This is a genomic window from Litchfieldia sinesaloumensis (assembly GCF_900156865.1).
Classification (GTDB): Bacteria; Bacillota; Bacilli; order Bacillales; family Bacillaceae_L; genus Ferdinandcohnia; species Ferdinandcohnia sinesaloumensis.
Window position 1 is genome coordinate 3,483,101 of sequence record NZ_LT732529.1, and the last position, 13,690, is coordinate 3,496,790.

The following is a 13,690-nucleotide window of genomic DNA, read 5'->3' on the forward strand; positions in this document are numbered from 1 at the left end:
CCGCTCATTGGCGGTCGCTCGTTATCTTCCAATTAGTTTTTGGCGATCCTGTGCTTGAGGAGGTTCCTCCATCCAACCGTTCTTAATCATGATATTGGCACCATCCTCTGCATATAACGATATTTCAGGGAGCATAGTTGCATATTTGACACCTAAATCTTTCCTCGGGCTCGCACCCATAGCCATTCCATAGTTACCGATTCCCGCTGCAATCATTCCCGATACATGAAACATAATCAATTTTTCAGAGAAAACAGTAGCGGTTGTACTAGTAATTGAGGTATCCCATATCATTGGAGCAGGTAAATTATCCTTTTTTAAGAAGTCGCTAAAAATATCAATATGCTTTTGAGCAATTTGTGAACCCCTCACAAGATAATCTTTCACTTTCGGGTCGCGAACGGTCTGAGCAAAACCAATCATGAGCGCCTTTCCAATTGAATTCGTTTGAATATTTAAGTACAGGTGGGTTACCTCGTGCGCAATAAGGGGCCTTTTCTCCCCCAAAAACCCCGTTAAGAAGCTTTGTTTTTCTACAAAATCAACCTTTTCAGGGACCGATATATATGGTGGCTTAACATACGTACCTTGCTTTAACATCAAATCACGTAGCATATCTTGAAGCATCACACTTTCATCTAATACACGTTTATGAAATTCAACGATATCCGGACGTGTAACGATTCCTAAGGCAGCTCCACTTGAAGCCATTGCTAGAATAGACATATGACGGTAATACATCGAGATGAATGAGTCAGAAAAAAGCCTTGGTGCTTTCGGATTTACATCTCCATCTGTAAATCCAATCGGGATTGGAAACCGATTCTTTTTAAAAATATCTTCTAATATCGAGAGATGTGATTGTGAGACCTGCAAAACCTTCTCGCTAATTGGACGAATTTCTGGATCTTCTACCTTCTCTATAAAATATTTACTTACACAAAGAGCAAGTGAATCGTTCATATATTGCATCCATAAGGTGGACATTTCTGCAACTGTTAGCTGGATTTTCTCCTTATCCTTCATCTATGAAATTCCCCTTTTGATTTATAAAGTATATGTAGTATTTCCCAAAAGGAATATTTCTATTAAATTGTCTATACTTGTCCAATCAACTTGAAAAGGACCCCAGCACATAGCTGAGGTCCGAATTGTTATACGTTTAGAAACTTCACACAAACTGGATAAGGTACTGTAATATCGGAATCCACTAGGGTTAATTTTCCAGTTTCGATATTTCTAGAATAAAGAACGAGGTTACTTGACTCTTGGTTCGAACCGACAATGAATCTTTCTGTTGGGTCAAAGACAAAGTCACGTGGCCAATTACCTTCTGATGAAACCCTTTCAATTAAGGTAAGTTCACCGGTTTCCTCATTTACTTGGAAAACCGCTATACTATTATGTCCACGATTTGAAACGTAAACAAACTTTCCATCTTTAGAAATGTGTATCGCACTACCCTGGCTATTTTCAGTAAAGTCTTCAGGAATCGTTGAAATATATTGAAGTTCAGTAAAACTGCCATTGCTACTGTCATAGGAGAGAGTAATTACTTCGTTACTTAACTCTGTCATTACATAAGCATGCTTTCCGTTTGGATGAAATGCAATATGTCTTGGCCCACTTCCTGGGCGAACCTGCAAACTTTGTGCCTCTTTTAGAGCCCCATCGGTAACTTCATAGGTAATAACTTTATCTATCCCTAAATCAACAGCTACCGCATACTTTTCGTCCGGAGTAAAGCCTGAAAAATGGGTATGAGGCTTTTCCTGCCTTTCATGTGGGCCTGTACCTTCATGTGCAACTACTGATTGAGATGTTCCAATCCTTCCCGTCTCAGCATTAACTGAAATAAGTTCAATTGTACCTTTATGATAGTTGGCCGTTAATACTTGGTTATTCGCCTTATTTACACTAACATGACAAGGTGATGCACCTTCAGATACATAATGGTTTAATCGGTTTAATCCTCCATTTTGATTATCCATTTCATAAGCAGCAACACCACCAGATTCTCCGTCCTTTACAACTGAATAAAGAAAACGATTGTCCTGACTAATTGTTACATATGTAGGATTCTCCAAGGTTGCTGCGAGCCTAACATTCTCTATCTTTTGTTCGTCCGTATCCAATGTAAACGAATAAACACCTTTACTATCTCCTTTTGTATAGGTACCAACATAGCCAATAAATTTACTCATAACTCTACCCCTTTCACACTATTTCCTATTCTATCAAGCACTATAGTACCTATACTTTACCATTACCTCACAATGAAATGAAGTCCTCTGGATTTGTATTTCAAAGTTAAGCAAGGTACTATTATTGTGAGAAGACAATTTTGCATAGAGGTGTTAACATGAAACTTATAGCTTCTGACATGGACGGAACACTATTAGATGATCAAAATCAAATTAGTCCTGAAAATGTACAAGCCATTCAAAAAGCAATCGAAAAAGGGATAAAATTTGTTGTTGCAACTGGGAGATCCTATGACTCTGCCATTAAGCCACTTCAAGCCGTTGGTTTGTCATGTCCTATTATCACTTTAAATGGCGCAGCCAGTTTTGACCTAAACTCTAAACAAATTCGAGATATTCCATTACATGTTTCAGTTTGCAGAAAAATTTTAGAGGTCTGCAAGAACGCTGACATGTATGTTGAATTTTTTACTGATGACGGAATTTACTCAACAGGAAATGAACAGTTTATGGACATTATGATAAAAATGTTTAAAAACATTCATACTGAATCAACAGAGGATGAAATACGCGACATTATTGAAAGACGATTCCAAGAGGAAAAAGTTGAATATGTTAAGAACTATGAAGACCTTCTTTCTAATACAACTATTAAAATATATAAACTACTAGGCTTCTCGCTCGACGAAGACACATTAAATCAAGCATATCAGCAACTCGAACATGAATCTGGCATTGTTATTACATCATCTGGTGAATTAAATCTCGAATTCAACCACCCTGATGCACAAAAAGGGATTGCATTAGAAGCTTTAGCTAATAGCATGGGTATTGAAATGAAAGATGTGATGGCATTAGGCGACAATTTAAACGATAAAAGCATGCTGCTTTCTGCAGGTAGAGGTGTTGCAATGGGAAATGCAGTCGACGAGATAAAGAGCGTATGTACGTTTACGACGAGAACGAATAATGAAAATGGAGTTGCTTATGCAATAGAGGAAATGTTGAAAACATATAAAGAATAGGAAGGTTCGCTACTTGTGGCCCCTTCCTTTATTAATTAAGTAGCGAACTTTTGACGATCGGCAACTCGATGAATATGAACTGTTAAATAAATCTTGTCATCTAACGAAATTTCCCTGTTAAAACTTTGCTGTAAATAAGTAGCTATTTTTTCCATGCAAGCAAATGCCTCTGGAAATTTATACTGAGTTTGCTCGTAGAAAAAGTCATCGAGTGCAGGGGACACGTTTTCATGACGAACGAAGTCTGCAGCTAATAGTCGTAGATGCGATATAAAACGTTCATAGTTTACTGTGGTTTCTTCCAATTCCATATTAAAGTGATTCTCTACAATTTGTATGATTTGATTTACAATCTCCGTCATTTGAAAGACACCTGCTACATTTTTAGATGACAGTTGACTATTTACTAAATGCAAAGCAATAGAAGCAGCTTCATTTTCATCAAACCTAAAACCCGTTTCTTGTTCAATGATGTCAAGAGCCTTTAATGCAATTTGAAACTCTGGTTTATAATATTTATGGATTTCCCAAAGCATCGCATTCTTCAAATGAATCCCTTGTTTATATCTTGTTATTGCAAAACTGATATGGTCTGTTAACGCAACATATAAATAATCATCTAATTTATTGGGAAGTTGTTTTTTGGCAATATCGATAATCTTTGATGAAATATTTAAGTAGACTTCTGAAGTATCTTCTAGTAGTTTCGCAAGTTTTTCGAAAACTCCGTGTCTTTGCAAGACAAAGGTCTTTTCAATTTTTGACGTATCAATTGTATCTCCAGATTTCCTTTGAAAGGCTAATCCCTTACCCATTACAACTACTTCTTGACCTAATTCATTCATAGCCATGACTACATTATTATTCAATACCTTTTCAATTTTCACCAAATCCACCTCCTTCAACTTGCATTCAAGAATACCACTTATATCTTTCTATCACAAATAAATAATACTACTACTTTTTGGAACAAAAAAGGCTATTTACGGTAATCTCCTTCACCGTAAATAGCCTTTATTTTTTTAATCAACCTTATTCCTCAACTGGCTCTGGATTTAGAACCCCAGTCCTAATGATGCTAATTAAATATCCGATAACCCCGCCGATGATTGCTGGAACTACCCAACCCAACCCAACGGAATATAAAGGAAGAACAGCTGCAAACAAGTCATTGACTGCAGCAATTTTAACACCTGCTGCATTTAACCCATCATTAACACTTAGAAGGAAGGTAACAAGAATACTCACTTGATATACTTCCTTACGACCTTTAAATAATGGATGTAAGAAGGTTAGCGCCATTAAACAGATTGCTAAAGGATAAAGAGCAACTAACACTGGCACAGAGAAACTAATAATTGAATTCAAGCCAAAGTTAGATATAACCGCACTAAATAATGTAAAGATAACCGCCCATTGTTTGTAAGAAAGAGCCGGAACTAATTTTGTGAAATAAGATGCACAAGATGTGATAAGCCCGATACTTGTTGTTAAACATGCTGCTACAACGATTACAGCTAATATAACTTTACCGTACCATCCAAAAAAGTGTTGTGACGCAGCAGCTAAGATAGAACCGCCATTATCAAGCAAACCAAGCCCTTCAACACTAGTTGCTCCCAAGAAAGAAAGTGAAGAATAAATGACAGCTAGTAAAACTCCTGCTACTAATGCAACTTTACCAGTTGAAATCATGATCTGGCGTTTGGTAGTTGCCCCACGATCCTTCATAATATTAATAATAATGATTCCAAATACAAACGCTGCTAGAGCATCCATCGTGTTATAGCCCTCTTGGAAGCCTTTAAAGAAGCTATTCGTCATATAAGATTCTGCAGGTTCTTGAATCGCACCAATTGGATTCACAAACGCTGCTATAATAAGAATAGCAATTACTGCTAATAAAATTGGTGTTAACATTTTCCCAACAACATCAACGAGCTTACTTGATTTCAAAGAAAAATATAATGTAACTCCAAAGAAAACAATAGTAAATAATAATAATGGCCAATAGCTTGATTGATTCTCTAAGAATGGCACAATTCCAATTTCATATGCAACAGTGTTCGTTCTAGGTATTGCAAAGAAAGGACCAATTGTTAGATAGAGTGCAACGGTAAAGAAAATACCGTAAATTGGATTCACTCGGCCTGCCAAAGATTCCAAATCACTTTTACCTGAGAATGCTAAAGCTAATATACAAAGAACAGGTAACCCTACTCCTGTTATAACAAAACCGAGATTTGCTGAAAAGACATTACTTCCAGCTAACTGGCCTAATTGTGGTGGGAAAATTAAATTTCCTGCTCCAAAAAACAATGCAAATAACATGAATCCTACTGCAACTGTGTTGCTAAATGATCCTCTAGTTGACATATCTATTCCTCCTAAAACACCTTAGAAAATGTACTTTAGTTAGTATTTCCCAATCATATTATCTAAGGCTGTAAATTATTCTAGTAAATTTAGAAAATTTATAAATGCTGTTTGATAGGAACTAATATATCACATGAAAAATTCAAAATCAACACTTTTCAGAAAATAAAGTTATATCAAAATATTTTTAAATAGTTTTTGTAAGTATTGGAATATAGTTCCATATACCTATTCGTGTGCTCCTTTTCCCGATCTATCTTTAAAAAAGAGAAAAGAGGCTAATCAATTCGGTTAGGAATTAATTGGCCTCTTTAAAATAATACTTTTGAAAAAATCCACAAATCAAACGTATTTCTCAACTACAGTATTGGCCCCACCTTCGCCAAATACCATGATGACCACACATGTCATCCACCTGACTTTATTATAAATGACAACGCTTACATTTTCAAACAAAAGCATTCAACAAGTTTCGACAATTAGTTATAGCAAATTTTTTTGGTGTTGGTTCTGTCCACAGAGTCAGCTTGTTCCGAGCCTTTTATAGTTGTGTGCTTGTCTATCTCTAATCCTCTGGAATGTCCAGATCGAGAATCCAATCCAAGTAGCACTCGCAAAATATCCACCAATTATATCTGTCGGATAATGTACCCCTAAATAAATTCTGCTTATCCCTATTCCTAAAATCATTGTTCCACTAAAGAATAGAAGAACAGTACGCCCCCACCTTTTTGGAATATGGCGCCATAACAAGAATGTCGTTATTCCATAAAACGTGAAGGCATTCATTGCATGCCCACTAGGAAAGCTATAGCCTGAAATTTCAACTAACCGGTGAAAGTCTGGTCTTGCCCGCTTAAACAATGTTTTCAAGATGAAGTTCAACATGGGTGATCCCACCATCACACCGATAAACAAAACAAACTCTTGTCGATGCTTCAGTCGTTTATATAGAAACAATAAAATAAAAAGAGATACGATGATAATTACCGGAGCTGAACCAATAAACGAAAGAAGTTCCATAAATACTGTCAGGTTAATAGTTTCCAGTCCTTGTACAAGTGCAATAATTTGACTATCAACACGAACAATGTCATGACTATGTACAAAATGTGCTAATAAGCCAAATACAATCAGTGAGAAAAGGCTAAAGACAAAAGCTATCGATAACTGACTTTTTAATTTCATATTCCCACACTTCTTCCATCTTAATACTGTTAGTATTTTTTGATGGAAATTGTTTATTCATTGCAGGTGGTTTAATTTCCATAGAAATGTTCACTAGTTCCATCGCCATGGTTCTTAATAATCTCGACAAACTTTGTTGATGCCGGTGATAGCGGTACATTTTTCATATAGCAGATGCCGATGCTTCGTTTGGGGATGCTTTCTGTAAGTTGGATTTCATGCAAGATACCTTGTCCTATATATTCTAGAGAAAACTCCTTCGTGACGCAGGCAATCCCTAGATTGCTTTTAGCAAACTCCAATAATAAATCATGAGAGCCTAGTTCGAACTCAGGCGAAATTCGCAAACCTTTGGTTAACAGGAATTCCTCCACATATTTTCGTGATATTGTTTTTGGTTCAAGAAAAATCAACGGATAGTTGATCAATTCATTTATATTGACTGCCTTTCCCAAAAGGTTCTCATAATTCTTTCCACATACAAAAATGTCCTGAATATCCAAGCAAGGAATCTGCGCCAAGGTAGGATCACTGATTGGAAAGTTACATATGGCTATATCGACCTCTCCAAGTTTGAGTAAAGAAATAAGTTCCTCTGTCGTCCCATTTACAATTTTGAACTTTATATTTGGATATTCTATATGGAAGGTTTCCAAATGCTGAAGCAAAAAATATTTGGATATCGTATCCCCTACCCCAATCCTCAACTCACCCTTTGTCAAATTTTTAAATTCTAGAATCATTTCTTCGCCGATAGTAAGTAGATTCATCGCTGAATGTACATATTCGAATAATAGGTTCCCTTCGTTTGTTAAGGTAACTCCTTTTGGTATACGATTGAACAACCTAACGTCAAGCTCTCTTTCTAGCTGCATCATCGCCTGACTGACTGCAGGTTGTGTCATATAAAGGTCCTTTGCAGCTTTTGAAAAGCTACCACATTTGGCTACCATACTAAAAACCTTATATAAATCTAGTTTGCTTATCATATAAATACTCCTTATACCCAATATTAGATATATTAATTTTACTTATATCACATAATAATTGTATAGTACTATTAGATACTATTTACATTATACATATCAGCATGTAGGAGTGATTGTTTTGGAAAGAGTAGTTGGAACAGTTGTAAGGGGTTTGCGTGGCCCTATCATCAATAAAGGAGACAACATTGAGCAAATCGTTGTAGACAGTGTTTTGAAAGCGTCTGAAGTTGAAGGGTTTGCTATCCAAGATCAAGATATTGTGACAATAACTGAATCCATTGTTGCACGTGCACAAGGGAATTATGCAACAATTGACCACATTGCAAAAGACGTAGAATCCAAATTTGGAAATGACACAATCGGTGTTATTTTTCCAATCCTAAGCCGTAACCGTTTTGCTACTTGTCTTCGTGGAATTGCAAAAGGGGCAAAAAAAATCGTTCTTATGTTAAGCTATCCTTCTGATGAAGTGGGTAACCATCTAGTTGACCTTGATTTACTAGATGAAAAAGGAGTAAATCCTTGGACAGATGTATTAACTGAACAGCAATTCCGTGAACTATTCGGACACAATAAACACACTTTTACTGGCGTTGATTACATTGATTACTATAAATCAATAGTTGAAGAATATGGTGTTGAGTGTGAAGTTATCTTCTCTAACAACCCGAAAACAATTCTAGACTATACTAAGAGCGTTCTAACGTGTGACATCCACACAAGATTTCGAACAAAGAAAATACTCAAAGCAAATGGTGGAGAAGCAGTTTATAGCCTTGATAATATTCTTTCTGAGTCGATCGATGGAAGTGGCTTTAATGAAGAGTATGGGTTACTTGGCTCTAACAAGGCTACTGAAGGAAGTGTTAAGCTCTTCCCAAACAACTGCCAACCTATTGTCGATAATATCCAAGCAATCCTTAAAGAGAAAACAGGAAAAACTGTAGAAGTGATGGTTTACGGTGATGGTGCATTTAAAGATCCTATCGGGAAAATTTGGGAGCTTGCTGACCCTGTCGTTTCACCTGCCTACACAGCTGGTCTTGAAGGCACTCCTAATGAAGTAAAATTAAAATATCTTGCAGATAATAATTTTGCTGATTTAAAAGGTGAAGAACTTAAAAAGGCAATCTCTGAGTTTATCGCAAACAAAGAAGGTGACCTTGTTGGACAAATGGAAGCTCAAGGTACAACACCTAGAAGACTAACTGATTTAATTGGTTCACTCTCTGATTTAACCTCTGGTAGTGGTGATAAGGGTACTCCATTCATCTACATTCAAGGATATTTCGATAACTATACAAAATAAGTAATAGTAAGCTCCCTGTTATAGGGGAGCTTTTTTTACGAATGAATGTTTGATATTTGCAATTTGTGGTATCCTCTTACTAGATAAAAAAGAGGAAGGATGATATTTTGTTTGATTTCGTAAACATCAATTGGGAGGTACTCCTTCTAAGCGCTGGTGTAACTCTTTTAAAAATAATTGGGATTTTTATTGCGTTCTTTATTGTTAAAAAGATAGGTAATAAAGTCATTGGTCGGACCTTCACGAAATTACAAGATAAACAGAACATTTCGTTAGGACGAGCTCAAACGCTTCAGAAATTAATGGAAAATATACTTTCATATGCCTTAATTTTTATGTTGGTTGCCTCCATCTTTGGAATATTTAACATCCCTGTTGCCAGTCTGTTAGCAGGTGCTGGAATTGTTGGACTTGCAGTTGGATTTGGGGCACAAGGACTAGTGAGTGATGTTGTAACAGGTTTCTTCTTACTGCTGGAAAAGCAAATAGATGTTAATGATTATGTTACAATCGGGGCTATGGACGGGGTTGTCGAAGCCGTCGGCTTACGTACCACTCAAATTAGAGGATTCGATGGAACCTTACATTACATTCCAAATCGTGATATTACGAGTGTGAGTAACCATTCTAGAGGAAATATGCGTGCTCTTGTTGATATCGGTATTGCCTATGGTGAAGACATTGATAAAGCGATAACTGTCATGCAAGAGGCCTGCGACAAGGCTGCTGCAGGTAATCCAATGATAGTTGACGGCCCTAATGTCATTGGTGTTCAAGCAATTGGTACCTCTGACATCATCTTACGCGTGATTGCAAAAACAGTGAACGGTGAACAATGGGGAGTGGAGCGCCAACTTCGAAAAGCGATTAAAGAAGCCTTTGACGAACATAGCATTGAAATTCCATTCCCACACCAAGTGACAATTCATAAAAATGGTGAAAATCCGCAAAAAATGAGACAGGCATAATGATCGAAGGGGCATCCAACAAACTGGATGTCCCTTATCTTTTACTTATTAAAATCAACTGTTTCCGTTTTTTCTAATGTAATCATTGTTTCGCTTGGTTTGGTTTCAGCAATGATGTTACCATTTCTAAATGAATAGCGAACCTTTGCCTGTTTGCGAATTGTCTCATATTCATTTTCAGCAGACATCACAATGAAGTTTGCTGGCTTTCCTACTTCAATTCCGTAGCGATCTTCAATATGCAGTGTTTTAGCACTATTTGCCGTAATTAAGTCGATTGAATTTACAATTTGCTCATATCCCATTAATTGTGATGCATGAATCCCCATATGAAGAACTTGAAGCATATTACCAGTACCTAGTGGGTACCATGGGTCAAAAATATCATCATGACCAAAGCAAACATTTAGATTCGCTTCTAGTAGTTCTTTTACACGGGTTAGGCCCCTACGCTTTGGATACGTATCAAATCGTCCCTGCAGGTGAATATTTACCAGTGGGTTTGATACAAAATTGATATTTGAAAGCTTTAAAAGGCGAAACAACTTATATGTGTAGGCATCATTGTAAGAACCCATTGCCGTAGTATGGCTTGCTGTTGTACGCATTCCAAGTCCTCGCTCATATGCCTCTTTCGCCACTACCTCAACGAATCTTGATTGTTCATCATCAATTTCATCACAATGAATGTCGATTAAACGATCATATTTTTCTGCTAAATCAAATGCTACTTTCATTGAATCTACGCCATATTCACGCGTGAATTCAAAATGTGGGATTCCACCAACAACATCTGCACCCATTTTTAACGACTCTTCAAGCAACTCTGTCCCATTTGGGTAGGATAAGATCCCTTCTTGCGGGAACGCTACAAGCTGGATGTCCACGTAATTCTTCATTTCTTCCTTTACTTCTAGCATTGCTTTTAGTGCTGTAAGTGTTGGGTCAGTAACATCGACATGGGTACGAACATGCCCAATTCCTTGTGCAATTTGCCATTTTAATGCTGTTTTTGCACGTGTTTTTACATCCTCATGGGTTAAGGATTCTTTACGTTGTGACCAGCGTTGGATTCCCTCAAATAAAGTCCCACTCAAATTCCACTCAGGCTCACCAGCGGTTAAAGTCGTATCCAAATGGATATGCGGCTCAATGAAGGGTGGTAAAACGAGCGATCCACCCACATCGATCACTTCTTCATTTTCTGTTACTTCCTCTAGTTCTTGTGTTATTTTTTTAAATTGACCGTTTTTTATTATGAGGTTCCAAAGTCCATCTTTACCTCGTAGGGTTGCATTTTTAATAATCAACTGAAATCACCTTTGCTTCTTTTATTTTTCTTGCTTCCGCTAGTTTCATGAATACAAAATAGATGACGGCTGTCCCAAGTAAGGCATTTAGTGGTGTAATCCCTGGTGCTACTTGCGCAAATCCCATACCGACTGCCCATGCAGCAATAGAAACCCAGTTTACTTGTTTGAATGTCATTTTTTCAAAAGCAGCATACTCTCTTCGTTTCACGAAAAAGTAATCCGTTATGATGATAGCACCGATAGAAGGAATCGCCGCACCTAGTAGTGTTAAGAATCCAACAAAGTTGTTATACATCCACATTGCAAGCATTGTCCCAACTAAACCATTCACTACTACAAATACCTTTTTAGGGATCTTCGTGATATTTGCAAACCCTAAGCCTGATGCATATAGGGCATTGTCATTTGTTGTCCAAATATTTAACCCAAGAACGATAATAGCCGGTATCATTAACCCTTGTAGGAACATAACCTCTGAAATATCTCCTAATCCATAAGACATTGAGCCGATTGCACCGAATAAGAACATTAAGGAGTTTCCTAGAAAAAAGGCTATTACAGTTGCGATAACTGCTGACCGTGACGTTTTTGCAAATCGCGCAAAGTCAGGAGTTAACGTTCCTGCACTGATAAATGATCCGATACAGATCGTGAGTGCTGCTGATAGTGTAATGGATACAGTTGGTTTGTATTCCATTAGAGCACCTAGCCCACCTAAGCTATTGGTTGCTTCAACCGCAGAGTAACTACCTAGAACTGCAATTGATGGTACAGCTATAAATCCTAAAATAACCAGTGCTTTCATTCCAAAAATTGAAGTTGCTGTCATTGCCAATCCAAAAATAAAGATTAAGGCATATACATTCCAGTCCATTGCATTTGCAACCGGGACTGCAAACATTGCTACCCCAACTCCAAACCAGCCAACTTGTGTGAATCCAAGTAAAAAGGATGGTAGATAGGAACCTTTATCTCCGAACGCATACTTTGCTAAAAGATGTGTTGATAATCCAGTCTTCGATGCGATATAAGCTAGGGTACCTGTGAAAATTCCTAGTGCTAAATTCCCAGCTAACACAATTACGATAGACTCTGAAAATGTTAATCCCATCCCTATTTCTCCACCAGCAAGCATACTTGCTGAGAAGAAAGTAAGACCTAGCATGACCGATAACATTTTCCAAAACCCATTTCGACTTGATTGTGGCACTGCTTGCCATGAAAACTCTGAATCCATTTTTTTCATGAATGACTCCTCCTGAATGATCATTTTCTGATACCAGAAGCAAGCAGAAAAAAAGAGGCTAATCACCAGTTATCCTGACAATTAGCCTCTTTATCTATAAAAAGATGCACAGGAATAGTTCACACATATCCCATGTCTTTAAATAGAATCCGCCGTCCTTGTCAGCCTCTCTGGACTGAATTAAAGGTACCAGTTATTTAATTAAAATTATTATTGCAAATATATACTATTTCGTCAATAAAAATATTATGAATGTTATGGTAGAAAATCATTTCCCCGAAAATAATAAAAGCCCCTCGCGGTTAGTGATGAGCATTTACCCGATGTTACACCAACCTCCGACACACCCGCTATGTTCTTACATTCGACTGTTCTAATATTTTCTTAGTTTATCTCTCTGTGGATTTTATAACTTTGATTATTATTGTTAAGAAAGTAGAAATCGTATCCGTTTATATGACAATTGATCTGCCTGTAACCCAAAACGTTAAACAGGTGAAACCGTTCTTTTTAGATTTGCTTCCGAAGCTCTGATGCTAGAAATAGCATATCTTCCAGGAGCAGTGGGTATAGGTTTGGTCTTCTTCTAGCTGCAAGCGGATGGTAAGCGACGGTTGTTTGATATCCATTCACCTGATAGAAGTTCCCTCTCAATCCCTTAACCTCTAGCTCTGGATTATCAAAAAATGATTGAACCGCCACATTTCCGAGACAAATAATAAGCTTAGGCTTCTGCTTTTCTAGTTGTCCCTGTAGGTGGTTCATACAGATTTTCCGTGTCTTCTCTTTTTCATAGGAACCTTTTGGCTGCCTTTTTAAAATATACGTGACATAGAATTGCTCCTTATCCAGTCCTGCTTCATGAACCGCTTGTTGCAATGTCTCTCTTGTTCCACAAACGATTGGGTTTCCTTCACGGTCTTCCCGAGCACCTGGATTATCCAAAATAACCATAATCGGTGCTTCTGGGTTTCCCTCTCCCCAAATCATCCGAGAGCCTTGCTTATACAGCCCACAATCCTGGCAATTCTTATGTTCTTCAGGTGTTGGATCCTCTAGCCACATAACCGGA

Annotated in this window: 12 protein-coding genes; 3 read left to right on the top strand and 9 right to left on the bottom strand. The window is 37.4% G+C overall.

Going from position 1 to position 13,690, the window contains the following annotated elements; translation table 11 throughout:
* Positions 1-21: 21 nt before the first annotated feature.
* Positions 22-1,026, bottom strand: coding sequence for a DUF3231 family protein (locus CZ490_RS17070; protein WP_077620036.1), 1,005 nt, complete (start codon positions 1,024-1,026; stop codon positions 22-24).
* A 128-nt stretch (positions 1,027-1,154) separates the two neighbouring features.
* Entirely contained in the window at positions 1,155-2,204 is a 1,050-nt protein-coding gene (locus CZ490_RS17075) for a lactonase family protein (protein ID WP_077620037.1), read from the bottom strand.
* Positions 2,205-2,362: 158 nt separating this feature from the next.
* On the opposite strand from CZ490_RS17075, the gene CZ490_RS17080 reads away from it, so the two are divergent.
* A complete protein-coding gene (locus CZ490_RS17080) occupies positions 2,363-3,229 on the top strand; it encodes a Cof-type HAD-IIB family hydrolase (RefSeq protein ID WP_077620038.1) in 867 nt (288 codons plus the stop codon).
* 35 nt (positions 3,230-3,264) lie between these two features.
* Here the strand turns inward: CZ490_RS17080 and licT are convergent, their stop codons facing one another.
* From licT to CZ490_RS17100, 4 genes are all read right to left on the bottom strand, one after another.
* Positions 3,265-4,116: a BglG family transcription antiterminator LicT gene (gene licT / locus CZ490_RS17085; protein ID WP_077620039.1), complete on the bottom strand. Its 852-nt coding sequence runs from the start codon at positions 4,114-4,116 to the stop codon at positions 3,265-3,267.
* A 145-nt stretch (positions 4,117-4,261) separates the two neighbouring features.
* Positions 4,262-5,605, bottom strand: a complete 1,344-nt coding sequence (brnQ, locus tag CZ490_RS17090) for a branched-chain amino acid transport system II carrier protein (protein ID WP_077620040.1) — start codon at positions 5,603-5,605, stop codon at positions 4,262-4,264.
* A 522-nt stretch (positions 5,606-6,127) separates the two neighbouring features.
* Positions 6,128-6,793, bottom strand: a complete 666-nt coding sequence (locus tag CZ490_RS17095) for a phosphatase PAP2 family protein (RefSeq protein ID WP_200801601.1) — start codon at positions 6,791-6,793, stop codon at positions 6,128-6,130.
* A gap of 71 nt (positions 6,794-6,864) precedes the next feature.
* Positions 6,865-7,782, bottom strand: coding sequence for a LysR family transcriptional regulator (locus CZ490_RS17100; RefSeq protein ID WP_077620041.1), 918 nt, complete (start codon positions 7,780-7,782; stop codon positions 6,865-6,867).
* A gap of 118 nt (positions 7,783-7,900) precedes the next feature.
* Between CZ490_RS17100 and CZ490_RS17105 the strand changes: the two genes are divergently transcribed.
* A complete protein-coding gene (locus CZ490_RS17105; protein ID WP_077620042.1) occupies positions 7,901-9,091 on the top strand; it encodes a coenzyme F420-0:L-glutamate ligase in 1,191 nt (396 codons plus the stop codon).
* Between the two features lie 107 nt (positions 9,092-9,198).
* Positions 9,199-10,059, top strand: a complete 861-nt coding sequence (locus CZ490_RS17110) for a mechanosensitive ion channel family protein (protein WP_077620043.1) — start codon at positions 9,199-9,201, stop codon at positions 10,057-10,059.
* Positions 10,060-10,100: 41 nt separating this feature from the next.
* On the opposite strand, the gene CZ490_RS17115 is transcribed toward CZ490_RS17110, so the two are convergent.
* From CZ490_RS17115 to CZ490_RS17125, 3 genes are all read right to left on the bottom strand, one after another.
* The gene (locus tag CZ490_RS17115) at positions 10,101-11,369 is read right to left on the bottom strand and encodes a cytosine deaminase (RefSeq protein ID WP_077620044.1); all 1,269 of its coding nucleotides are present in this window, start codon (positions 11,367-11,369) and stop codon (positions 10,101-10,103) included.
* Positions 11,359-12,618 (bottom strand): cytosine permease, encoded by a 1,260-nt coding sequence (codB, locus tag CZ490_RS17120; RefSeq protein ID WP_077620045.1) that lies wholly within the window; start codon positions 12,616-12,618, stop codon positions 11,359-11,361. Before codB ends, CZ490_RS17115 begins: the two co-directional genes overlap by 11 nt.
* Before the next feature lie 510 nt (positions 12,619-13,128).
* Complete coding sequence (locus CZ490_RS17125) at positions 13,129-13,683, bottom strand: uracil-DNA glycosylase (RefSeq protein ID WP_077621100.1); 555 nt, start codon at positions 13,681-13,683, stop codon at positions 13,129-13,131.
* Positions 13,684-13,690: the final 7 nt, after the last annotated feature.

Coding starts and splice junctions, on each gene's coding strand:
- CZ490_RS17100 (WP_077620041.1), bottom strand. CDS start 7,782: ATGATAAGCAAACTAGATTTATATAAGGTTTTTAGTATGGTAGCCAAA.
- CZ490_RS17125 (WP_077621100.1), bottom strand. CDS start 13,683: ATGTGGCTAGAGGATCCAACACCTGAAGAACATAAGAATTGCCAGGAT.
- CZ490_RS17070 (WP_077620036.1), bottom strand. CDS start 1,026: ATGAAGGATAAGGAGAAAATCCAGCTAACAGTTGCAGAAATGTCCACC.
- CZ490_RS17095 (WP_200801601.1), bottom strand. CDS start 6,793: ATGAAATTAAAAAGTCAGTTATCGATAGCTTTTGTCTTTAGCCTTTTC.
- CZ490_RS17080 (WP_077620038.1), top strand. CDS start 2,363: ATGAAACTTATAGCTTCTGACATGGACGGAACACTATTAGATGATCAA.
- CZ490_RS17075 (WP_077620037.1), bottom strand. CDS start 2,204: ATGAGTAAATTTATTGGCTATGTTGGTACCTATACAAAAGGAGATAGT.
- codB (WP_077620045.1), bottom strand. CDS start 12,618: ATGAAAAAAATGGATTCAGAGTTTTCATGGCAAGCAGTGCCACAATCA.
- brnQ (WP_077620040.1), bottom strand. CDS start 5,605: ATGTCAACTAGAGGATCATTTAGCAACACAGTTGCAGTAGGATTCATG.